This is a genomic window from Mycobacterium colombiense CECT 3035, assembly GCF_002105755.1.
Taxonomy (GTDB): domain Bacteria; phylum Actinomycetota; class Actinomycetes; order Mycobacteriales; family Mycobacteriaceae; genus Mycobacterium; species Mycobacterium colombiense.
Window position 1 is genome coordinate 5367934 of record NZ_CP020821.1, and the last position, 21622, is coordinate 5389555.

Sequence of the window (21622 nt, forward strand, 5' to 3'; positions counted from 1 at the left end):
TTGCCTACCATCTATAGGGGTAGTCGAAAGTGGTGATTCAGACGGCTGAAGTCGGCGCCCTGCAAGGTGTGGTAGCGATCGGTGCCTCGGCCGGTGGCGTCGAAGCTTTGTCCAAGTTCGCCGCGGGGCTGTCGCCGGACGTTCCCTACGCCTATCTGATGGTGTTGCACGTGCCCGCCGGCGCGCCGAGCATCCTGGCCCGCATCGTCGACCGCAGCGGACCGCTGCCCGCGACCGCCGCCGAGAACGGTGGGGCGCTTGAGCCCGGCCAGATCTACGTCGCCGTCCCGGACCGCCACCTGCTGGTCGCCGACCATCACGTGTTGCTCTCGCAGGGCCCCACCGAGAACGGGCACCGGCCCGCGATCAACGCGTTGTTCCGTTCGGTGGCTCTGACATTCGGGCCCCGGGCGGTGGGTGTGCTGCTCTCCGGCGTGCTCGACGACGGCGTGCTGGGAATGGGCGCCATCCGCTCGCGCGGCGGCGTCACCATCGGCCAGTCGCCCGAGGACGCGCTGTTCCCGGCGATGCCGACCAACGCCCTGGACGCGGGTGTGGTGGACCGGCAGGCCGCGGCGGCCGACATCGGCGCGGTCCTCAAAGAGCTGTCGCACCGAGAGATAGGGGATCCTGACATGGAGCGCGACGCCGCGATGGAATTGGAGAATCGCATCGCGATGATGTCGCGGTTCGCGACCGATTTCGACACCGAAAAACTGGGGCCCCCGTCCGGCTACACCTGCCCGGACTGCAACGGCTCGCTGGTTTCGATCAGCGAGGGCAATTTCCGCTGCCAGGTCGGCCACGCGTGGACGGCCGAGGCGCTCCTCGGAGCGAGGGACACCGAACTCGAGGGGGCGATGTGGATCGCGGTGCGCAGCCTGCAAGAGAAGGCCAGGCTGGCCCGCGACATGGCCGGCAAGGCGGGAACCGGTCTGCTCTTTCGGCGTTACACGGCGATGGCGGAGGAGACCGAACGCGCGCTGATCCTGCTCAGCGACCGGCTGTCGGACACCGCTCAGCACGAGGGTGAAGCCGGATGACCGAGGAGCTGAATCCCGCCGTGCGGATCCATCCGGAATCGCATCAGGACGCGGCCACCCTGACGGTGGAGGGCGTGCTCGACAGCTCGACCTATCGGACCGTCCGCGACGCCGTCATCAAGGCGGCCATCGACGAACCGCGCGCGGTGATCGTCGACATCAACCGTCTGCATGCGCCGTCGGCCTCGGCCTGGACGGTGTTCACCAGCGCGCGCTGGCACGTCAGCGTATGGCCCGATGTTCCGATCCTGCTGGCGTGCGCCGACCCGCGGGTGCAGCGGGAGTTGGCCAAGGCCGGCGTCACCCGCTATGTGCCGATCTACGCCACCCTCGAGCTGGCGCTGGACGCGGTGCGGCGCCGGGCCCTGTCGGTGCGGCGGCGGGCGCGCACCGAGCTGGCGCGCAACATCAGCAGCCTCGATACGGCTCGTAGCGTGATCGCCGACTGGCTCACCCGATGGGGTGTCCCGGACGCGATCCCGACCGCGGCGACGGTGGCGACCGTCTTCGTCGAGAACGTCCTCGATCACACGGAGAGCGCCCCGGCGCTGATCGTCGAGAGTTACCAGGACAGCGTCGCCGTCGCGGTGGAGGACGGCAACTCGCATCTGCCGGGCCGGCATGAGGACGCCGACCGCGGCGCCGACCTCGTCTCCGGGCTGGCCATCGTGGCCGCGCTGTGCCGGGCGTGGGGCGCGACGCCCACGTCGTCTGGGAAAACGGTGTGGGGATCGGTCGGACGAGAAACCCAGCTCTGACGCGCGAGTAGTGTTCAAGTCCTTCGGTGAACCCCTGATCCGGACGGGACTTGCATGGAATCCACGACTGACGAGGCGTTCGAAGCCCTGTTGCGCTACATGCGCGATTCCCGCGGCTTCGACTTCACCGGTTACAAGCGCACGTCACTGATGCGCCGCGTCCGGCACCGGATGGACCAGGCGGGCTACGCGGCGTTCGACGAGTACCTGGATTTCCTGCAGGCCAGCTCGGACGAATTCACCGCGCTCTTCAACACCATCCTGATCAACGTCACGTCGTTCTTCCGCGACCCGGACGCCTGGGAGTTCGTCAGTAACGAGGTCATTCCGCGGCTGCTGGCCGAGCGGGGCCCCGACGACCCGATCCGGGTGTGGAGCGCCGGCTGCGCCTCGGGGCAGGAGGCCTACACCCTGGCCATGCTGCTGGCCGAGGCGCTGGGACCCGACGGGTTCCGGCAGCGGGTCAAGATCTATGCCACCGACGTGGACGAAGACGCGCTCACCGAGGCGCGCATCGCCTCCTACGATGCCAAGGCGGTGGAATCGGTGCCGCCGGATCTGCTGGGCCGCTACTTCGAACAGGTCAACGGCCGCTACGTCTTTCACAAGGACCTGCGCCGCGCGGTGATCTTCGGCCGTAACGACCTGGTCAAGGACGCTCCCATCTCGCGCGTCGACCTGCTGGTGTGCCGCAACAGCCTGATGTACCTCAACGCTGAGACTCAGCGAAACGTCTTGGGGCGCTTGCATTTTGCGCTTGCGCCGCAGGGCACGCTGTTCCTCGGGCACGCCGAGATGCTGCTCAGCCACGGTGACCGCTTCGCCCCGCTGAACCTCAAGCACCGCATCTTCCGGAAGGCGGCGGGAACGCACGGCGGCGTGGACCGCTACGACCCGAACGCCGCGTTCTACGAACGCAACGCCGACCTGTCGGGGTTGACGACGGTGCGCGATCTGGCGTTCCGCGCCAGCCCGGTGGCCCAGATCGTGGTCACCGGCGAGGACACCGTCGCGATGATCAACCAGCAGGCCGAGACCATCTTCGGGCTCTCGGCCCGCGACATCGGCCGGCTGCTGCGTGACCTCGAGGTGTCCTACCGTCCCGTCGAGTTGCGTGCCTACCTGGAGCAGGCCAAGGTGGAGCGCCGCTCGGCGCGTATCCAGGACGTCAAGTGGCAGCGGCCGGGCGCCGAGACGGTGTGGTTCGAGATCCACGTCAATCCGCTCGTCGACGCCGAGAACGGCTTGCTCGGTGTGTCGATCGTCTTCTTCGACGTCACCGCGACCCGCGCGCTGCTGGACAAGGTCGTCCAAACCAACCGGCAGCTGGAGGCGGCCTACGAAGAGCTGCAGTCCACCAACGAGGAACTCGAGACGACGAACGAGGAATTGCAGTCCACCGTCGAGGAACTCGAGACGACGAACGAGGAATTGCAGTCCACCAACGAAGAACTCGAGACGATGAACGAGGAGCTGCAGTCCACCAACGACGAGCTGCACACCATCAACGACATGCTGCGCGAGCGCAGCCTGGAACTGGACGAAGCGAAGCTCTTCCAGGATTCACTGATCGATTCGGTCCGGATGGGCATGGTGGTCGTCGACCGCGAGATGAAGGTCATCCTGTGGAACCGCGGCTGCGAGGAGCTCTGGGGGTTGCGCGCGGACGAGACGACGGGAACGGGGCTGACCAATCTGGACATCGGTCTGCCGCTCGACGCGGTGCGGCCGTTGATCGGCAACGCTTTCGTCGACCCGGAGAGCTCGGGCGAAGTGGTGGTGGAGGCGGTCAACCGGCGCGGGCGCCCGGCCACGGTGCGCATCACCTGCACGTCGTTCCGGTCGACCGAGGGGACCGTCGGAGGCGCGCTGCTCTTGATGGAGGTGGTGGGTTAGTCACCGCGACGGCGCGGTTTGACGTTACGGATGGACGCATCCTCGGCGGCCTGATGGGCCAGTTGCGCCCGGCAACGCGACTCTTCGGCCCTGCGCCGTGCCACGGCCACCGTCTCCCGCGTGGCGCCGAACCCGACCATCAGCTCCGTGCGGCGGCGTTCCAGCTCGGCCGCGCGCAGGCGCGCCAGCTCGCCGCGCGCCGCCGCGCTGTTCGTCCCGAACTTCGGTCCCAACCGGTCGAGGACGTCGTATGTGGTGGGGATGGCACAGGATTGACCCGCCGGGGCTTGCGCCGGTGGTTCCCGCCGCGGGGGCAGTGCCGCCCCCCCGATGATGCCGGTCAGGACGCCGCCGATTTCGCCGACGTCCAGCACCAGGTCGGCGCCGGCCTGCGCGGCCGCGATCGGCATCGACGGGTACTGCGCGCTCTCCGGGCTTTGGGCGATGACGATGGCGCCGGCCCGCTTCATCGCGACGGTGCCCGCCGCGCCGTCGTGTCCGGAGCCCGACAGCACCACCGCGACACTTCTCGGGCCGTACGAACCCGCGAGCGACGCCAGCAGCACGTCGAACACCAGTGCCTGATGATTCTGCGCGTCCCGCAGGCGGCAGCGGCCCTCGGAGGTCAGTTCCAGCAGCACGCTCGGTGGACAGACGACCACCTGTGCGGGGCGCAGCAGCATCCCGTCCTGAGCCCAACCGATCGCGCGTCCCGTTTGCCTGCGCAGGATCGTGGTCAGCAGGCTGTCGTGGCCGCCCAGGTGTTGTTGCACGACGACGGCGGCGGGAAAGTCCGAAGGCAGATCCCGTAACACGGTCGACAGGGCTTCCAAACCACCCGCCGACGCCAGCAAGACCACCAGCTGAACGCCTCGGACTTGCCCGTCAGTCGTCACCTCTCAAGTCTCCACCTTGTCGACCTACCCCACATAGTCCTGCGGTAGGCGATGCCGCGTGAGTGCGTCCAAGCAGCTCACGGCGGTCCCGCAGACGAATCCTCGGCCGGCATGCGAAGAGGCCGCTCGGTCCGTTTCGCAGGAATCGGGCAGGGTATGCCATCGGGTACTGGTGGATTGACGATGGCGCGCGGAGGGAATTGCAGTTGAGGATTGCAATTGTCAGCGGCGATGACGTCGTCGGGGAGGACCCCGAGCAACTGTGTGCCGCGCTGACGGCCCAGGGACACGATGCGACGGTGTGTCTCCGGCGAGCCGGTCGACGATCGGTACAGGCAGCGGCGGACGGCCACTACCGCTGCCTCTCGGTTCCCGTCGGACCACGCGACGTCGCATCACCGGTTGACGTGCTGCCCTACGTGGGGGACTGGGCCGTCAGGCTGGAGCGGGCCTGGTCGAAGGAGCGGCCCGACGTCGTGCACGCCTACGGCTGGCTCGGCGGGTTGGCCGCTCAGCTGGCCGCTCGTCGCGGGCGCATTCCCGTCGTGCAGACATTTCTGGGCCTGGCCGCCACGTCACGCGGTCAGGGCGACGGCGGCCCCAACAGCGAGCGCGAGCGCATCGAACCGCTCCTGGCGCGCAGCGCGAGCTGGGTGACGGGCGAGAGCAGTGCCGACGTCGACGCGCTGACCCGGCTGCGCCGCCGCCGGACCCGAGTGTCCGCCTTGACCTGCGGCGTAGACGCCGAGCGCTATGCCCCGACCGGCCCGACGGCCCCGCGAAACGCCCTGCAGCGAATCCTGTACGTGACGCCGAATGCCCTGTGGTACAACGGCATCGACATCGCGATCCGCGCGTTGCCCAAGGTGCTCGGCGCCGAGCTGGTGATCGCGGAGCATGACACCACCAACGCCGACCACGATGAGGCCCGGGCCCGGCTGCAACATCTCGCAGGGGACTTGGGCGTGGCCGACCGCGTCAGCTTTGCCGGCATCATCACCGATGACGACATGCCGAAGATGATCCGGTCCGCCGATGTTGTGGTGTGCACTCCCCGGCAACCACCGCGCGCCACCACCGTCTTACAGGCCATGGCCAGTGCGGTGGTGGTGGCCGTGGCCAGCGTGGGCGTGCTGGCCGATGTCGTGCTCGACGACATCACCGGACTCCTGCTCTCGCCGGAGGATCCCGTCGGACTGGCCGCCGCATTGAGAAAGCTTCTGAGCCAGAGCTTTCAGTGCGAGAGCATGGGCGCGGCGGGACGCAGCCGTGCCATGTCGCGCTTCGCGTGGGAGCGGATGGCGCTCGACGCGCTGAACATTTACTACAGCGTCGGTTCGCCGGACCGGGCTTCGGCAGTTACGGCGGCGCAGTGATGCGGGTGCCGGCGGTGCTTCCCCGGGTCCGGCCATGACCACCACCGCGACCAGGGCGATCGACGGCAAGATTCCCGGGCTGGTCATCGATTCCGACGGTGCGGGCGCTCGCCCCGACTTCTGCGCCGCCCGCCCCGTGCTGGCAGCGGATGGCGAGCATGGATTTCGCTCGGTCGCCGTGCAATACAAGCAGTTTCGCACCGCCGACGCGCAGGCGGCGCGGCGATTCTTTGCCGGGGCCTACCAGCCGGGTTGGCGAATCTCCGGGCTCGGTAACCACGCCGCGGTGTCCCACCGGCGCAGTGACGCGGGCTCGATGACCGTCGACGAGGTAATGATCCAGGGGCGTGTGGCGCTCGAGATTCCGGCCGCCGACACCATGGTCGTGATCCAGCCGCGGGCCGGATCGCTGAGCGTCGCGGGCGGTCCCGTGGCCACCGCGGAATTCCCGATCCTCGTCGCGCACGAGATGTCTTGCGTATTGCACTGCAACGGTGCACGTTTCGACGTGGTGACCGTGGAGCCCGACGCGCTGCACAAGGTCGCCGCGGACTGGCACACGGCGGTGGCTCAACAGACCCAATTCGTGAACTGGCGGCCACGTTCCCGTGCCGCCGTGCGGGCGTGGCACCGCGCGCTGGATTATGTGACCACCAGCCTTGCCTCCGCCGACACCGCCCACCAGCCGCTGATCGCCGCGGGCATGGCCAACCTGATCGCCGGTGCGCTGCTTGAGTGTTACCCGTCCAACCTCACCGAACAGGACCCCGCCAGCGATCTCGCACTGCCCGAAACACTCAAGGAGGCAGTGTCTTTCATCCACCGCCACACCGCCGAGGACATCGGCATCAACGACGTCGCCGAGGCGGTGCATCTGACACCCCGGGCGGTTCAGTACCTCTTTCGCCGGCAGCTCGACACGACGCCGACGGAGTACATGCGTCGCATCCGGCTGGGCCACGCCCATCAAGAGCTGGTGGCGGCGACCGCCGCCACCTCCACCGTCACCGAAATCGCCCAGCGGTGGGGCTTCGCGCATACCGGCCGATTCGCGGTGCTCTACCGGCAGACCTACGGCCAGAGCCCGCACACCACGCTGAGGCAGCAGGCCTCGTCATCCTGAGCCTGCAACGGGTCACCCATTCAACTTGTGCAGCAGTTGATTCGCGGCGTAGCGACCGCTGACCAAGGCACCCGTCGCGGTGGATGGATTGTCGACGCCCACCGCCTCGCCCGCCAGATAAACCCGGTCACCGACCGGTTGCTGCAGCCGCCGCCGGTCGTCCAGGCCGGCGCCGGGCGGGTGAAACGAATACGCGCCCAGCGCGTACGGGTCGAGGGTCCAGTCCGACGTCCGCACATCCGTCAGCGCCACGTTGTCGCCGAAGAGCCGGCGGGCCACCGGAAGCGCGCCGGCCAGCAGATCCTTCGGCGCGCAGGATTCCACGTGTCGTCCCCGCTCGCCGCCGTGAAAGGCCACCGCGATGGGGCCGGCGGCGCTCGGCAAGGTGAACCACTGCGACCACAGCCCGCCTTCGGATCCGATGTATTGATAGAAAGCGTTGTCTGCGTTCCACGTTCGTCGATCGAAGCGAAAGAAGCTCTTGGACAACGCTCCGAAGCCCAGTGCCTGCACGGCGCGGGCGTGGCCATCGGGCAGCGGCGGATCGAAGGCGATCGCACCGGATTTCAGCACGCCGAGGGGAACCGTCACGATCGCCGCCGGCCCCTGGAACGACCTGTCCTTGGTCCGCACGATGACGGCGCCGTCGCGCTGCACGATCGCGGTGACCGGCGAGTTGAGCTCGATGTCGAGTCCGTCGGCGAGCGATTTCGGCAGGGAGTCAAAGCCGTTCGTGATGACGTCCTGGTCGCCGCCGGCGTAGTCACCCTTGTCGAATGTGGCGGCGGAGAGCTGGTTCGCGTCCGCGGCGTATTCGTCCTCGATCTCGGTGGTGAGGTAGAACGCCAGCTGGGTGCGGTCGGCCGCGGACAGCCGCGCGCCGTCGGCGGCCGCTTGCACGGCGGCGCCCAGACTTCCCGCGGCGGCCTGAGTGCGCGCCCGCTCGACAAACGATCGCCAGGTTGCGCTGCGGTAATCGAGCGGTGCCACGGCGGGATCGACCACGAGCTTGGCCCATCCGTAGTAGTCGGTGCTGATCAGCTGCGCCCCTGTGCGCCGGGCCAGCTCGGTCAGCGGGTTGTCCGCCGTGCCGTGAATCCACGACGCACCCAGCTCCAGGGGCGTGCCCCAGCCGCGGTCGGTGCACACCCTGCCGCCGATGCGGCCGCGGGCTTCGATGACGCGCACCGGATGGCCGGCGTCGGCGATGCTGCGGGCCGCGGACAGACCCGCCATCCCGGCGCCGACGACCAGGACCGACGTGGTGTCCGGCGATGGTTGATCGGGCGGGCGCCCGCCCGCGCGCGTCGGCGGGTGCGACGCGCAGCCGCCCGTCAGCCCACCGGCGGCCGCACCGGTCGCGGCCGCGAAGAACGCCCGACGCGACAACCCAGACACGGGTCTAAGCGTCTCATAAGAAGCGTTTGCCGGATTTCGGTAAAAGCGAACCCGACTTAGGGATAAAATCGTCTCATCCTTAGCTGCGGCAATGGGGCCGCGTTCGGAGGGGGGAGCGGTGATGAGTGCTCGACGATCGGCTCGCCCGGTGTATCCGTTCCCCGACCAGCTGCCGCCGAGTGAGACGGTGTCGGTCCGGGCGGCCGACGGCACCCGGCTGCATGCTGAGGTGTTCGGGCCGCCCGGTGGCTATCCGATCGTCTTGGCGCACGGCATCACCTGCGCGATCAGGGCGTGGGCCTACCAGATCGCCGACCTGTCCAGCGACTATCGGGTGATCGCGTTCGATCATCGCGGCCACGGCCGAAGCGGAGTGCCGCGCCCGAAGGACTACAGCCTCAAACACCTTGCCTCCGACCTGGATTCGGTACTAGATGCGACCCTGGCACCCCACGAGCGGGCCGTGATCGCCGGTCACTCGATGGGCGGCATCACCATCGCCGCGTGGTCGGAGCGCTATCGACACAAGGTTCCCCGGCGCGCCGATGCCGTCGCGCTGATCAACACCACCACCGGAGATCTGATCCGGCAGGTGCAACTGCTGCCGGTGCCTTACGGGTTGTCGCCGGCCCGAGTTCTCGCCGGGCGCGCCCTGATCAACGCGTTCGGTGGCTTCCCGGTCCCGGGTGCCGCCCGCATCCCGAGCCGCTACATGGTGGCGATGCTGGCCACCGGACGGGACGCCGACCCGAGCATCGCCGGCCTCGTCTACGAGCTCTTCGAGAAGACACCGCCGGCGGGGCGTGCCGGCTGCGCGAGGGCGCTGGTCACGTCGCTGGGGTCGAGGTATCTCAGCCTGGACGGCCTGACCGTGCCGACGCTGGTCATCGGCAGCGAACGCGACCGGCTGACCCCCATCAGCCAGTCGCGCAGGATCGCACGCACCGCCCCCAATCTGCTCGAGCTGGTCGTGCTCCCCGGTGGGCACTGCTCGATGCTGGAACACCCGCGCGAGGTCAATCGCCAGTTGCGCGCACTCGCGGAGATGGCGGTGCACAGCGCGGCCACCCGGCGGATCAGCTCATAGCAGGGCGGTGATCTCGGCGGCCGCGCGCTGCCCGGAGCGGATCGCCCCGTCGAGGAACCCGGTCCACTCGTCGGCGGTTTCGGTGCCGGCCCAGTGAATCGGCCCGACCGGTTCACGCAACCACGGCCCGAATCGGGTCCACGACCCGGGGGGCACCGCGGCGGTGGGGCCGCCGGGTGCGAATTCCTCTACCCCCCAACGATGATCGACATAGTCCAGCGGTTTGAGCGCGTCATCGCCGAAAAGCGTTGCAAAGCAGCGCAACGCGTCGCGACGACGCTGATCGCTGGGCAGCGAGTCGAACGCGCGGGCGTCGACAAACCCCATCAGGATGCCGGGGCCGTCCGGGTGCGGGCTGACGTCGAAGGTGATGAAAACCGGGCCCTCGTCGGACAGCGCCTGCCCGGAAAAACCGTTGGTCCGCCAGAACGGCGTGGAATAGGCCGCGTACGCCTTGCTGAGCCGGCCCTGTGGCCAATGCCGGGCGAGCTGCTCGTACTCGGTGGGCAGCGGGGGAGTGAACTCGATCGCGGCGCGATGCGCCGGCGGGATGGCGACGATGACGAACCCGGCCTCGGTCTCGCCGACGTCGGTGGTGACGGTGACGCCCGCGCCGTGGCGCTCGATTCGGCGCACCGGCGCGCCCAGCACCACCCGGGTGCCCAGCTCGGCGGCCGCGGCCTCGGCGATCTGTTGGGTGCCGCCGGGGAAGCGGTCCTGTTGGGCCCCGTCCTCGACGTCGAGCAGCCGGTCCAGGCCGCCGGCCGCGTGCGCGTAGCGGGCGGCGTGCAGCATCGACACGTCGTCGGGTTCACATCCCCAGGTCACCCGCGCCACGATCGCCAGCAGGGCGTGCGAGGAAGCGGTCGCCCGCACCGAGCGCAACCAGCCGCCGAGCGACAGGCCGTCGAGTTCGTGCGCCCGACGGGCATCCCACGGTGCCGCCAGCGGGATGCTGCGCGCGATCCTGTCGAATTGCCATCGCAGCCGGCCGATGTCCAGCAGTCCGGTCAGCGAAAGCTTGGGGATGGTGCCGTGATACGCGTGCGTCCACCCGCGCCAATGGATGAGGTTCTTGCCGTCGTGGTGCGTCGGCGTGGTCGGGACGTCGAGTTCGGCGGCCATCGCCAAGACGGCGTCCTGGGTCGGCCCGACGAACGTGCCGCCCAGATCGGCCGGCAGTCCGGCGACGCTGCCGGTCAGCGACCGCCCACCGACCCGGTCACGACCCTCGAAAACCACCACGTCATGGCCTTGCTGATACAGCTCGCGCGCCGCGGCGAGTCCGGCAAAGCCCGCACCGACCACGACAACGTCGACGATCCGCGGGGGTTTTGACACGCGGTCCAGTGAACCGCATTTCTGCGGTTTTCACGACAATTTCTGCAAGCTGACACCCGAGCCGATGGACGTTTCGCATCACGGCGATGGCAAACATATGCCGACCTGGCTATGTTAATTACGCTGCGACCACGTGATTTCCGCAATTCCTGCCACCGGTTCGGCCGGTCCGGCCGGTGCGGCGCCGGCCGCCGGCGCCAAGCCCGACCTGCGAACCGTGGCCCTGGGCAGCATGATCGGCACCACCATCGAGTGGTACGACTTCTACCTCTACGCGACCGCATCCGCGCTGGTCTTCAAACCGCTGTTCTTCCCGAACATCTCACCGACGGCGGGAACGTTGGCGTCGTTCGCCACCTACGCCGCCGGATTCGGCGCCCGGCCCCTGGGCGCGGTGCTGTCCGGGCACTTCGGCGACCGGTTGGGCCGCAAAGCTGTTCTGGTGGGGGCGTTGGTGGTGATGGGTCTGGTCACCACCGCGATCGGCGTGCTGCCGACCTTTGCCAATGCAGGTCTGCTGGCGCCGGCGCTGCTGGCGTCGCTGCGGGTGCTGCAGGGGCTGGCCGTGGGCGCCGAATGGGGTGGCGCCGCGGTGCTCTCGGTGGAGCATGCACCGCCCGATCGTCGCGGATTGTTCGGCAGCTTTACGCAACTGGGCTCGCCGGCCGGCATGCTGCTGGCGACCTCGGTGTTCTTTCTCGCCCGCAAGGCCACCGGGCCCACCGCGTTCCTGGCGTACGGATGGCGAATCCCGTTCCTGCTCAGCATTTTTCTCGTCGGAATCGGCCTGTTCGTGCGCCTGCGGCTGACCGACGCCGAGATCTTCGAGCGGGCCAAGGCGCGTGACGAGCTGGCCCGTCTGCCGATAGTCGAGGTGCTGCGCACCGATTCGCGCAACGTTGCCATCACCACGGGTTTACGACTGTCGCAGATCGGGCTTTTCGTGTTGCTGACCACGTATTCGCTGACTTACCTGCAGGATTCGTTCGGCAAGGGCAGCTCCGTGGGGTTGATCGCGGTGCTGGTCTCGTCGGCCCTGGGGTTTTTGAGCACGCCGGGCTGGGCGCTGTTGTCGGATCGGGTGGGGCGACGGCCGCCGTATCTGTTCGGCGCGGTGGCCGGTGTCGTGGCCCTGGTGTTGTTCTTCGTGGCCGCCGGCAGCGGGTCGGCGCTGTGGGTGGTGCTGTCAATCGTGTTCGGCATCAACGTCGTTCATGACGCCATGTATGGGCCCCAGGCGGCCTGGTTCGCCGAACTCTTCGACACCCGGGTGCGCTACAGCGGCGCCTCGCTGGGTTATCAGATCGGCGCGGTGCTCTCGGGCGGCTTCGCGCCCTTGATCGCCGCGTCGTTGCTGGTGGTCGGCGGCGGCCGGCCGTGGCTGATCGTGGGCTACTTCGCGGTGCTGGCTGCGATCACGGCCGCCGCCGCGTACGCGGCGGGCGAGACGCGCGAGGATCACCTCGGATGAGCGCACCGCGCAGGATCTTTCTCAACGCCTTCGACATGGCCTGCGTCGGCCATCAGTCCGCGGGGCTGTGGCGCCACCCCGACGACCAGGGACATCGCTACCGGGAGCTGGGCTACTGGACTGAGTTGGCCCGCATCTTGGAGGCCGGCGGGTTCGACGCTGTGTTCCTCGCCGACGTGCTGGGGGTCTACGACGTGTACGGGGCGTCGCGCGACGCGGCGGTGCGCGACGCCGCCCAGTTCCCGGTCAACGACCCCACGGCCGCGGTCTCGGCGATGGCGGCCGTGACCGAGGGCCTCGGCTTCGGGATCACGCTGTCGCTCACCTACGAGCAGCCATACGCGCTGGCGCGCAGGCTCTCGACGCTGGACCACCTGACCGGCGGCCGGGTGGCGTGGAACATCGTCACGTCCTATTTAGACAGTGCTGCAAGGAATTTGGGGTTGGATGCCCAGATTCCGCACGACCAGCGTTACGAGATCGCCGACGAGTACCTCGAGGTCTGCTACAAGCTGTGGGAGGGTTCGTGGGAGGCCGACGCGGTGGTGCGCGACGCCGAGCGGGCGGTGTTCACCGACCCGGCCAAGGTGCACGACATCGAGCACAAGGGCCGCTATTTTTCGGTGCCAGGCCCGTTCCTGTGCGAACCGTCGCCGCAGCGCACCCCGGTGCTGTTCCAGGCCGGGGCCTCGCCGCGGGGCGTCCGGTTCGCGGCGGCGCACGCCGAGGCGGTCTTCGTCTCGGGGCCGACGCCGCAGATCGTTGCCGGCCCGGTGCGGGCGCTGCGCGCGGCCGCCGCCGAGTTGGGACGCGACCCCCGGTCCATCAAGGTGTTCACCATGGTGACCCCGGTGGTCGCCGAGACGCACGACGAGGCCGTTGCCAAGCTGGCTGAGTACCGGCGGTTCGTCAGCCCCGCCGGTGCGCTCGCCCTGTTCGGCGGCTGGACCGGGGTCGACCTCGCCGAACTCGACCCCGACGCACCGCTGACCTACGTCGAGACCGACGCCAATCGCTCGGCGCTGGCGTCGTTCACCACCGCCGCGCCGGAGCGGGCTTGGACCGTGCGCGAGGTGGCCGACGAGATCGGCATCGGCGGCCGCGGCCCGGTGCTGGTGGGTTCGCCGGCCGAGGTGGCCGACGAACTCGAGCGGTGGGTCGACGAGGCCGACGTCGACGGGTTCAACCTGGCCTACGTGACGACCCCGGGCACCTTCGTCGACTTCGCGAAATTCGTTGTCCCCGAGCTGCGTCGGCGGGGGCGAGTGCCCGGGGAGCCGCCGCGCTCCACCCTGCGCCAACGGCTGGGCGGGCGCGAGTCGCTGCTGCCCGACGATCACCCGGGCGCGAAGTACCGGCGCTGAGCTACGGCGCGACCGTCAGCCAGTCGGCGAACCCGGACGGGTCGTGCCGGCCCAGCGCGCCGTGCTCGTAGAGGCCCCAGCCCTCGACCGGCTCGCCGTCACCGTCACGGCAGACCGCGCGCCCGACATGGTCGATCACGCCGAATCCCGCCCGGCCGATGATCGCCGGGTCGGTCATGTCGTAGGTCAGGCGCTCGGCGAACTTCTCGCCCTTCCACATGCCGTGGATCCAGTCGGAGTCGCCGCCGTAGCCGCCGCCGACGTGAATGGGCACCGGCAGCTTGGACTCGACGTCGAAGTGCACCGGGGTGCCGTCGGGGGTGGTCGCGTCGATCGTCGCCCCGGTCGGGATGCGGGTGCCGGAGCGGTAGTGGATCTTGACCCGAGGCCAGCCCAGCTGCTCGACGCGGCCGTCGCGCCAGATCCGGGTGCAGTCGTTGAGCGAACGGAATCCGCTGGGCTCCTCCTGGATGATCAGCACGATCGCGAATTCGTCGAAGGCCATGGGCACGTACAGCCACCACATGCCCTCGAAGGGTGGGTCGGCGGGGCGTCCCGGGGGCTCGGCCTCGCCGATCGGGCGGATGCCCCAGGACCGGTCGCGGCTGCCCAGCCAGGTGTTGGGGTCGACGGTGATCTCCTCGCCGTCGATGACGAGGTGTCCGCTCCAGCTGCCCAGCTGCGCAAAACGCTGCGCGTCCAGCGTCACCCGGTTGCCCGACCGCAGGACGTGCGGCTGTTCCTGGACGACGTCGAACAGCCCCTTCCAGGTGAGATCGGCTGCGATGCCTTCGGTTTCGTCGAGGACGATCCGTAGCTTGTGCAGCGGTTCGATGACCTCGACGCGGTAGCCGTTGACGTGCTGGTTGAGCCGGTCCTGGTCGATGGCGTCCGACACGTGCACGGCGGTCTGGGTGTCCCCGCGCCGGACGAGCAGGAACGCGTCCTTGACCCCGAGGTTGGGGTAGTACCCGATGCCGCTGATCACGAAGATGTTCCCGGTGCGGTCGTGGGCGTTGAAGTAGGAGCGGTCGTAGAAATTGCGGTCCGAGGAGCCCGGCCACGCGATGGGCTGGGGAATCTGGTGTACCGGGAACTCGTCGAGCGGTCCGAGCATTACAGGTCCTCTCCGATAGCGCTCTCTCCGATTAAGCGGCGCATCAATCCGGCGTGGTAGAACAGCGATTCGACATCGTCGGGCTTCTCGGTCTCGCCGAAGTGCACCCGGCGGGCGCCGGTGCGCATGAAGACACAGGCCCACATCACGCCCGAGTACACGTAGAACCAGTGCAGGTCGCCGACTTCGACCCCGGCCAGCCGCTTGTAGGTGGCCCGCACGTCCTCCTCGCGCATCACCCCGGGCAGCCCCGGCAGGGTCGCCAGGCCCGCGAGTTCTTGAAAGACCATGTGCGCGAAGATCATCCACGCCACGTCGAGCTCTCGTGGCCCCAACGTGACCATCTCCCAGTCCAGCACCGCAACCGGGCGGAAGTCGTTGTACAACACGTTGCCCACCCGGGCGTCACCCCAGAGCAGCACCGGCTCGGCGGCGGCCGCCTCGGCCGGCCAATTGGCCTCCAGCCAGTCGAAGGTCCGCTCCAGCAGCGGTGATCGCCCGATGTCGGGTACCGCGAAGTCATACCAGGACCGCACCCAGTTGAAGTGCTTGCGCAGCGCCGTGTCCCCGGGCTGACCCTCGGCGAGGAATCCGAACGTGCTCTGCGCGTTGGGAATCGAGTGCAGCGTGGCCAGCACGCCGACGGTGGCGTCCTGCAGTTCGCGCTGCCGCTCGGCGGGTGCGTCGGCGAACCAGTTGCCGCCGAAGGTGTACGGCATGACGTCGGGCGGTACCTCGCCGGCGACGTAGTCCATCACGAAGAACGGCGTGCCGAGGACGTCGCCGGTGTTCTCCAGCCAGCGCACCCGGGGCACCGGGACGTCGGTCAGCTCGCCGACTTTGCGGATGACGTCGAATTGGTGGTCGAGCCGGTAGGTCGGGAAGACCTGCACGTCCTCGGCGGCGGGCGCGACCCGGGTCACGAGCTTCTGCTCGATCGGCCGCCCGTCCTGCTGCCAGCGGGCGGTCAGGATGATGGTCTCCGACGACATGCCCGTCGAGTCCACGCCGCTTTCCACGGTCACCTCGGGATTTGCGCCGTCCGGCAGTACGGTGGAGAGCCAGCGTGACATCACCGTCGGCAACGTCGTGACGTCACGGCTGGAGCGCTGGAGCCGGTCGACGTTGTCGACCGCGGGTTCTGTTGCCATAAGGTGCCTCCTTCGTTGAGGCAATTACGATACGGTAGGTAGCGTTATGAAAGCAGACCCGTCCGGCCTTGACAAGGCCTCCGGCGCCGGCCGCCCGCGCGATCCGCGTATCGATTCGGCGATCCTATCGGCGACCGCGGAACTGCTTGTCCAAACGGGCTATTCCAACATCAGTCTGGCCGCCGTCGCCGAGCGTGCCGGCACCACGAAATCCGCGTTGTACCGGCGGTGGTCGAGCAAGGCCGAACTGGTGCACGAGGCGGCCTTCCCCACCGCACCGACCGCGCTGGAGTCGCCGGCCGGGGATATCGCCGCAGACATGCGGATGATGATCGAGGCCACCCGCGACGTGTTCACCACCCCGGTGGTGCGCGCCGCGCTGCCCGGCCTGGTCGCCGACATGACGGCCGACCCCGCGCTCAATGCCCGGGTGATGGCGCGGTTCGTCGACCTGTTCACCGCGGTGCGGGTGCGGCTGCGCGAGGCGGTTGACCGCGGCGAAGCCCATCCTGATGTGGATCCGGACCGATTGATCGAGTTGATTGGGGGAGCGACGATGCTGCGGATGCTGCTGCGTCCGGAAGAAGAGCTCGACGACGCGTGGGTAGAGCAGACGACGGCCATCGTGGTGCACGGGGTGCGGCGGTGACCGGGCGGCTTGCGGGGCGGGCCGCCATCGTCACCGGCGCCAGCCGCGGCCTGGGCCGCGCGATCGCGCTGGCGTTGGCGGCCGAGGGTGCCGCGGTGGCGGTTGCCGGGCGGACCGAGGAAGTGTGGGACGAGCGGTTGCCGGGAACCATCGGCGAGACGGTCGCCGACATCGAGGCGGCGGGCGGGCGCGCGGTTGCGGTCCGCGCCGATCTGACCGACCGCGATCAGATCGCCCGACTGGTGGAGTCGGCGCGAGAGACGTTGGGCCCCATCGGGATTTTGGTCAACAATGCGGCCTTCACCGCGCCGGGGCGACCGCCGGTGCCCGGTGCGCAACCGGGCGCCAAGCCCGCGGGTGCCGGTGCGCAAGCGGGCGCCAAACCCGCCGCGGGTGCTGGTGGCAAACGCGCCGCGGGTGCTGGCGCCAAACCCGGCTGGCCGGGTTTCGTCAGCACGCCCCTGCATGCGTATCGCCGGCATTTCGACATCGCGGTGTTCGCGGCCTACGAACTGATGCAGATGGTGTGCCGCGACATGATCTCGGCCGGTGGCGGCTCGATCATCAACATCACCTCGGTCGCGTCGCGACTGCCCGGCGACGGCCCGTACGCCGATCGCAGCGGCGGGGTGCTGCCCGGCTACGGCGGATCCAAGGCGGCGCTCGAGCACCTCACCCAGTGCGTGGCCTACGACCTCACCGACCACAACATCGCGGTCAATGCGTTGGCGCCGTCCAAGGCGATTCTCACGCCCGGGCTGTCCTACTATGCCCGTAACTTCGACGACACCGCCTCCGAGGACGAATTCGCCCGCGCCGCAGTCGAATTAACCCTCGTTGACCCCGCCAAGGTCACCGGGCGCACCATCGGTCACCTTCAGGTGCTCGACGGCAGCTTCCGGCCCTTCACGGTGGGCTAGACCGGCGCTCTCGCGGTCACCTCATTCGCCCCGTGGCGGGTCGGGGTCGCCGCGCAGGAGCTCGTCGGGATGGTGGGCATGATTGACCTCGGGCGGGCCCTTGTCAGAAGCCGAGCCGTCGGTCCAGCCCAGTCGCCCGTTGCCGACGACCGACGTGCGCCATTCGCCCCTGCCCACCGCGCCGTGGTCGGAGCCGCAGGCGAAGAACAGGTTGTCCGCGTCGGTCCGGCCGCCGTCTGCCCATTCGTGTGCATGGTGGACTTCGCAGTGATAGCCGGGTTCGAGGCAATTGGGGTGAGTACACCCGCGGTCCCGGGCGTAGCAGATGAGCCGCTGGTCAGCGGTGGCGATGCGCTTTTGGCGCCCGAGATACAAAGGCCTGCCGGTGTGCTCGTCGAACACGGCGAGGTAGTGAATTGCCTTGGCGGCCATGCGAATCAGATCCGCCATGGGTAGTCGTGAGCCACCGCCAGTTTGTGCCGGCGCGGGCACCGGAATCGACGAGTCGATCGCGGCGTGCGCGGCCCGGTCGAGTTCGGCCAGCGTGGTGGTGGCGATCACCGTGACGGGGTGGCCGCGGTGCGTCCCGAGCCCTCCCGACGCCAGGGCCGTTTCGAGGCCGAGCTTGAGGGCGTCGTGGCAGCGCTGGGCCGCCGTGCGGTCGTCGCGCGCCTCGGGATCGCCGGCTGCGTCGTCAGGCTGATGGCGCCCGGGCCGTACCGCCGCTTCGAGGGCCTCGAAGTACGCTCGGGCCTCGGGATCCAGTAGACCGGTGAGCCGCGACATCCCGTCGGGGCCTTGCGTGCTCAGGTGCAGACCCCGCCGGCGGGCCCGATCGACATCGGTGAAACGGCCGTCGGGATTGAGATGGTCGGCGATCCGGTGGCCCAGCCGGGCGACCAAGGCGGCGTCGAGCTTCATCGCGTGCCGCACCAGCGTGCGCTCCGCGTCGGCCGCGTCGGTGGGGGAGACGCGGGACGGCAACGTGTCGACCGCGGTGCACACGGCGCGGATGTGGTCCTCGCCGATCCCGCCGGCGGCCACCGCCGCGGCCACCGCCGGGAGCTCTGGTTCCAGCGGTGCGCCGGTCAGCGAGCGGCGCGGCCGGATGCGGACCGCAAGTCGCAACCGCCGCGCGACTTCTCTGGGCGTGATGCGAAGCCGCGCGCACAACATGCCGCGCACCGCGGGGACGCACCCGGCTTCGTCGGGCGGATCGTCGATCTCGCCGAAGACCCTGTACATCAGGCCCCGGTTGGTGCGCTCCTGGTGCTCCAGTCGTTCGGCAACCCCGACCCGGAAGGCGTTGCCGACCACGTCCGACGAGGTCTGCCGCAGCACGTCATGGGCCGCGTCGACCGCATCGAGCGCGGCGCGCATCCGTTCCCGGGCCTGCCACGCCTGCATCACAAGACCCACGCTATAGAACATATGTTCGAGCGCAAGCGGGCAGCCGAGATTCTGTGGATGAACTGCCGACTGTGCATAACCGAGCTCCCCGGTCCTGGCCCCAGGGCCGCCTGACGTGCAAGTATGAGGAAAGCCAGTGCCGCAACAACCAATCGAGCGGTGTGCCAATGCCTGGTATGGACAAGCCGACAGGGCGAGTCGTTGCCCTGATCGTTCTGCTGCTCGTGGTCGCTGCCGCCCTGCGCGGTTACCTCCCCGCTCGCCACGATGCGATGCGCAGCGAGTCGGGCGGCCGGGCGGCGCTGACGTTCGTGGTAGCGATTCTCGCGGTGACACTCGCACTGATCGCTGTCGCCGTCGTCGCGCGGTTGCGAGACCCCCGCGCTCCCGCGCCGTCCGCCGGTGGTCTCTCCGACATGCTGGGCACCGGTAAGGGGCGGCCGAGCTGGCGCGTGTTGTTGATCGGGGCCGCCGTGATCGCGGCCTGGCTGCTGATCGTGATGCTCCTGGCCCGGTTTTTGGCCCACGGTATCGCCCCCGTCCTGCAACCGCCCGACAGCGGCGCGGCGCCGTCGACGCACCCGCCCGCGCAGCCGGCGCCGCAGCAGCATCCGCACCGTCCTCGCGACGGCTCGCAGAACCTGCTGGGGATCCTGCTTGCCTGCACCGTCGCCATGTTGGTGATGTTCGTCGCCGGGACGGTCGCCTCGGCGCGGCGGCGCTGGCGTCCGTCGGCTCCCGCCATCGCCGACGAGCCGGCGGAACCCGCGGCGCCCGCGCCGCGTTCGGAGTCACTGGCGCGAGCCGCCGAACGCGGACTGGCCGAGATGGCCGACCTGAGCCGCGAACCCCGGGAGGCGATCATCGCGTGCTACGCGGCGATGGAACGCGAACTCGCCCAGGTGCCCGGCGCCGTACCCCAGGAGTTCGACACCCCGACCGAGGTGCTGGCCCGCGCCGTCGAACACCACGCCCTGCACGCCGACAATGCCGTCCGATTGGTGAACCTGTTCGCCGAGGCCCGGTTCAGCCCCCACGTGATGAACGAGACCCACCGCGACATCGCGGTGGGCGTGCTTCGCCTGGTCCTCGATGAGCTGGGCGCGCGGAGTGCCGCATGAACAAGACTATTTCCCTGGGCGTTTGCCTGATCGTCGGCATCGAACTGCTGGCACTGTCGCAGCACGATCGACGATGGGTGCTGGCGGCGGCCGGTATCGGGCTGGCCGTGGTGTTGCTCGGTCTTCGTCGGGCCCTGGCACGCGGTTTCGACGCGGGCGCCGAGGCGGGCGCCGACGAGCTCGGCGATTCGTTGCGCCGCTGGCTTTCCACCACCGAGACGACGATCCGGTGGTCGGAGGCCACCCGGGCCGACTGGGACCGCCACCTGCGTCCGATGCTCGCGCGTCGTTACGAGATAACAACGGGCCAAAGGCAATCCAAAGACCCCGCGGCCTTCCACGCGACCGGGCGCATGCTCTTCGGCGCGGAACTGTGGGAGTGGGTCAATCCGAACAACGTCAGGCGCAGCGGTGACCGCGAACCCGGCCCGGGTCGTGCTGCGCTGGAAGAGATTCTGCTGAGGCTGGAGCAGGTATGACAGGAGGCGCGATCCCGACATGACGCTGCCGGCCGCAACCACGACCGCACACTGCGAAGCGATTCTCGACGAGATAGAACGCGTGGTGGTGGGAAAGCGCTCCGCACTGCGGCTCATCCTGACCACGGTCCTCGCGCGCGGCCACATCCTCATCGAGGACCTGCCCGGCCTGGGCAAGACGCTGATCGCGAGATCCTTCGCCGCCGCGCTGGGGCTGCAATTCACCCGGGTGCAGTTCACGCCCGACCTGTTGCCGGCGGATCTGCTCGGCTCCACGATCTACGACATGCAGTCCGGCCGTTTCGCGTTCCGCCCTGGCCCGATCTTCACCAATTTGCTGCTGGCCGACGAGATCAATCGCACGCCGCCGAAAACCCAGGCGGCGCTGCTGGAGGCGATGGCAGAAGGCCAGGTCAGCATCGACGGCGAAACACACCAGCTGCCAAAGCCTTTCATCGTCCTGGCCACCGACAACCCGATCGAGTACGAGGGCACTTACCCGCTGCCGGAGGCGCAGCTCGATCGGTTCGCGATCCGGCTGGAACTGCGGTATCTCAGCGAGCAGGACGAGACGTCGATGCTGCGCCGCCGGCTCGAACGCGGCTCGGCCGAGCCGACGGTCAACCAGGTGGTGGACGCGCACGACCTGCTGGCCATGCGGGAATCGGTCGAGCAGGTGACCGTCCACGAAGACGTCCTGCACTATGTGGTGTCGCTGGCCAATGCGACGCGACACCATCCCCAGGTTGCGGTGGGCGCCAGCCCGCGCGCCGAACTGGACCTGGTGCAGCTCGCCCGCGCCCGCGCGTTGCTGCTCGGCCGCGACTACGTCATCCCCGAGGATGTGAAAGCGCTCGCCATCGCGGCGGTCTCGCACCGAATCACGTTGCGCCCCGAAATGTGGGTGCGAAAGATCCAGGGCGCCGACGTGATCGCAGAGTTGTTGCACCGCCTGCCGGTGCCGCGAACCGGCGCCAGCGCGGGAGGCACGGGGTGACGTCGAGCGTTGTGGCCGAGTTCCG

Annotated in this window: 19 protein-coding genes; 13 read left to right on the forward strand and 6 right to left on the reverse strand. The window is 69.0% G+C overall.

Going from position 1 to position 21622, the window contains the following annotated elements:
• Window positions 1-29: 29 nt before the first annotated feature.
• The 3 genes from B9D87_RS25395 to B9D87_RS25405 are packed head-to-tail and all read left to right on the forward strand — an operon-like array spanning window position 30 to window position 3697.
• Window positions 30-1043, forward strand: a complete 1014-nt coding sequence (locus B9D87_RS25395; RefSeq protein ID WP_007772929.1) for a chemotaxis protein CheB — start codon at window positions 30-32, stop codon at window positions 1041-1043.
• The gene (locus B9D87_RS25400; RefSeq protein WP_007772928.1) at window positions 1040-1801 is read left to right on the forward strand and encodes an STAS domain-containing protein; all 762 of its coding nucleotides are present in this window, start codon (window positions 1040-1042) and stop codon (window positions 1799-1801) included. Before B9D87_RS25395 ends, B9D87_RS25400 begins: the two co-directional genes overlap by 4 nt.
• A gap of 54 nt (window positions 1802-1855) precedes the next feature.
• Window positions 1856-3697: a CheR family methyltransferase gene (locus tag B9D87_RS25405; RefSeq protein WP_007772927.1), complete on the forward strand. Its 1842-nt coding sequence runs from the start codon at window positions 1856-1858 to the stop codon at window positions 3695-3697.
• Here B9D87_RS25405 and B9D87_RS25410 read toward each other — a convergent pair.
• Window positions 3694-4593 carry a chemotaxis protein CheB gene (locus B9D87_RS25410; protein ID WP_007772926.1) on the reverse strand — a complete coding sequence of 300 codons (900 nt, stop codon included), beginning with the start codon at window positions 4591-4593 and terminating at the stop codon, window positions 3694-3696. The two genes, B9D87_RS25405 and B9D87_RS25410, sit on opposite strands and share 4 nt — an antisense overlap.
• Before the next feature lie 206 nt (window positions 4594-4799).
• Here B9D87_RS25410 and B9D87_RS25415 point away from each other — a divergent pair, with 206 nt between their 5' ends.
• A complete protein-coding gene (locus B9D87_RS25415) occupies window positions 4800-5969 on the forward strand; it encodes a glycosyltransferase (RefSeq protein WP_040631052.1) in 1170 nt (389 codons plus the stop codon).
• A 34-nt stretch (window positions 5970-6003) separates the two neighbouring features.
• Window positions 6004-7092 carry a helix-turn-helix transcriptional regulator gene (locus B9D87_RS25420; RefSeq protein ID WP_007772924.1) on the forward strand — a complete coding sequence of 363 codons (1089 nt, stop codon included), beginning with the start codon at window positions 6004-6006 and terminating at the stop codon, window positions 7090-7092.
• 12 nt (window positions 7093-7104) lie between these two features.
• Here the strand turns inward: B9D87_RS25420 and B9D87_RS25425 are convergent, their stop codons facing one another.
• A complete protein-coding gene (locus B9D87_RS25425) occupies window positions 7105-8490 on the reverse strand; it encodes a flavin monoamine oxidase family protein (protein ID WP_040630903.1) in 1386 nt (461 codons plus the stop codon).
• 121 nt (window positions 8491-8611) lie between these two features.
• Between B9D87_RS25425 and B9D87_RS25430 the strand changes: the two genes are divergently transcribed.
• Window positions 8612-9577 (forward strand): alpha/beta fold hydrolase, encoded by a 966-nt coding sequence (locus B9D87_RS25430; protein ID WP_040631050.1) that lies wholly within the window; start codon window positions 8612-8614, stop codon window positions 9575-9577.
• Here B9D87_RS25430 and B9D87_RS25435 read toward each other — a convergent pair.
• A complete protein-coding gene (locus B9D87_RS25435) occupies window positions 9572-10918 on the reverse strand; it encodes a flavin monoamine oxidase family protein (protein WP_007772919.1) in 1347 nt (448 codons plus the stop codon). The genes B9D87_RS25430 and B9D87_RS25435 overlap by 6 nt on opposite strands.
• Before the next feature lie 232 nt (window positions 10919-11150).
• On the opposite strand from B9D87_RS25435, the gene B9D87_RS25440 reads away from it, so the two are divergent.
• Both B9D87_RS25440 and B9D87_RS25445 read left to right on the forward strand, forming a co-directional pair.
• Complete coding sequence (locus tag B9D87_RS25440; protein ID WP_085977846.1) at window positions 11151-12389, forward strand: MFS transporter; 1239 nt, start codon at window positions 11151-11153, stop codon at window positions 12387-12389.
• Window positions 12386-13753, forward strand: coding sequence for an LLM class flavin-dependent oxidoreductase (locus B9D87_RS25445; RefSeq protein ID WP_007772917.1), 1368 nt, complete (start codon window positions 12386-12388; stop codon window positions 13751-13753). Before B9D87_RS25440 ends, B9D87_RS25445 begins: the two co-directional genes overlap by 4 nt.
• A 1-nt stretch (window position 13754) precedes the next feature.
• Here B9D87_RS25445 and B9D87_RS25450 read toward each other — a convergent pair whose 3' ends face one another.
• Together B9D87_RS25450 and B9D87_RS25455 are read right to left on the reverse strand one after the other, a co-directional pair.
• Window positions 13755-14870: an Rv3169 family protein gene (locus tag B9D87_RS25450; RefSeq protein ID WP_007772916.1), complete on the reverse strand. Its 1116-nt coding sequence runs from the start codon at window positions 14868-14870 to the stop codon at window positions 13755-13757.
• Window positions 14870-16021: a phosphotransferase family protein gene (locus B9D87_RS25455; protein WP_007772915.1), complete on the reverse strand. Its 1152-nt coding sequence runs from the start codon at window positions 16019-16021 to the stop codon at window positions 14870-14872. Before B9D87_RS25455 ends, B9D87_RS25450 begins: the two co-directional genes overlap by 1 nt.
• A gap of 46 nt (window positions 16022-16067) precedes the next feature.
• Between B9D87_RS25455 and B9D87_RS25460 the strand changes: the two genes are divergently transcribed.
• Both B9D87_RS25460 and B9D87_RS25465 read left to right on the forward strand, forming a co-directional pair.
• Window positions 16068-16670 carry a TetR/AcrR family transcriptional regulator gene (locus B9D87_RS25460; protein WP_007772914.1) on the forward strand — a complete coding sequence of 201 codons (603 nt, stop codon included), beginning with the start codon at window positions 16068-16070 and terminating at the stop codon, window positions 16668-16670.
• Window positions 16667-17590, forward strand: a complete 924-nt coding sequence (locus B9D87_RS25465; RefSeq protein WP_007772912.1) for an SDR family NAD(P)-dependent oxidoreductase — start codon at window positions 16667-16669, stop codon at window positions 17588-17590. The genes B9D87_RS25460 and B9D87_RS25465 overlap by 4 nt, the downstream gene beginning before the upstream one ends.
• Before the next feature lie 21 nt (window positions 17591-17611).
• Here the strand turns inward: B9D87_RS25465 and B9D87_RS25470 are convergent, their stop codons facing one another.
• A complete protein-coding gene (locus B9D87_RS25470; RefSeq protein WP_007772906.1) occupies window positions 17612-18997 on the reverse strand; it encodes an HNH endonuclease signature motif containing protein in 1386 nt (461 codons plus the stop codon).
• Window positions 18998-19176: 179 nt separating this feature from the next.
• On the opposite strand from B9D87_RS25470, the gene B9D87_RS25475 reads away from it, so the two are divergent.
• Genes B9D87_RS25475 through B9D87_RS25485 form a run of 3 tightly spaced genes read left to right on the forward strand, consistent with a single transcriptional unit; the run spans window position 19177 to window position 21597 of the window.
• Window positions 19177-20121, forward strand: a complete 945-nt coding sequence (locus tag B9D87_RS25475; RefSeq protein WP_007772905.1) for a DUF4129 domain-containing protein — start codon at window positions 19177-19179, stop codon at window positions 20119-20121.
• Complete coding sequence (locus B9D87_RS25480; protein ID WP_007772904.1) at window positions 20118-20600, forward strand: hypothetical protein; 483 nt, start codon at window positions 20118-20120, stop codon at window positions 20598-20600. The genes B9D87_RS25475 and B9D87_RS25480 overlap by 4 nt, the downstream gene beginning before the upstream one ends.
• Before the next feature lie 19 nt (window positions 20601-20619).
• Window positions 20620-21597, forward strand: coding sequence for an AAA family ATPase (locus B9D87_RS25485; RefSeq protein WP_007772903.1), 978 nt, complete (start codon window positions 20620-20622; stop codon window positions 21595-21597).
• Window positions 21598-21622: the final 25 nt, after the last annotated feature.

Coding starts and splice junctions, on each gene's coding strand:
- B9D87_RS25400 (WP_007772928.1), top strand. CDS start 1,040: ATGACCGAGGAGCTGAATCCCGCCGTGCGGATCCATCCGGAATCGCAT.
- B9D87_RS25405 (WP_007772927.1), top strand. CDS start 1,856: ATGGAATCCACGACTGACGAGGCGTTCGAAGCCCTGTTGCGCTACATG.
- B9D87_RS25420 (WP_007772924.1), top strand. CDS start 6,004: ATGACCACCACCGCGACCAGGGCGATCGACGGCAAGATTCCCGGGCTG.
- B9D87_RS25430 (WP_040631050.1), top strand. CDS start 8,612: ATGAGTGCTCGACGATCGGCTCGCCCGGTGTATCCGTTCCCCGACCAG.
- B9D87_RS25440 (WP_085977846.1), top strand. CDS start 11,151: ATGATCGGCACCACCATCGAGTGGTACGACTTCTACCTCTACGCGACC.
- B9D87_RS25445 (WP_007772917.1), top strand. CDS start 12,386: ATGAGCGCACCGCGCAGGATCTTTCTCAACGCCTTCGACATGGCCTGC.
- B9D87_RS25450 (WP_007772916.1), bottom strand. CDS start 14,870: ATGCTCGGACCGCTCGACGAGTTCCCGGTACACCAGATTCCCCAGCCC.
- B9D87_RS25455 (WP_007772915.1), bottom strand. CDS start 16,021: ATGGCAACAGAACCCGCGGTCGACAACGTCGACCGGCTCCAGCGCTCC.
- B9D87_RS25460 (WP_007772914.1), top strand. CDS start 16,068: ATGAAAGCAGACCCGTCCGGCCTTGACAAGGCCTCCGGCGCCGGCCGC.
- B9D87_RS25470 (WP_007772906.1), bottom strand. CDS start 18,997: ATGCAGGCGTGGCAGGCCCGGGAACGGATGCGCGCCGCGCTCGATGCG.
- B9D87_RS25475 (WP_007772905.1), top strand. CDS start 19,177: ATGGACAAGCCGACAGGGCGAGTCGTTGCCCTGATCGTTCTGCTGCTC.
- B9D87_RS25480 (WP_007772904.1), top strand. CDS start 20,118: ATGAACAAGACTATTTCCCTGGGCGTTTGCCTGATCGTCGGCATCGAA.
- B9D87_RS25485 (WP_007772903.1), top strand. CDS start 20,620: ATGACGCTGCCGGCCGCAACCACGACCGCACACTGCGAAGCGATTCTC.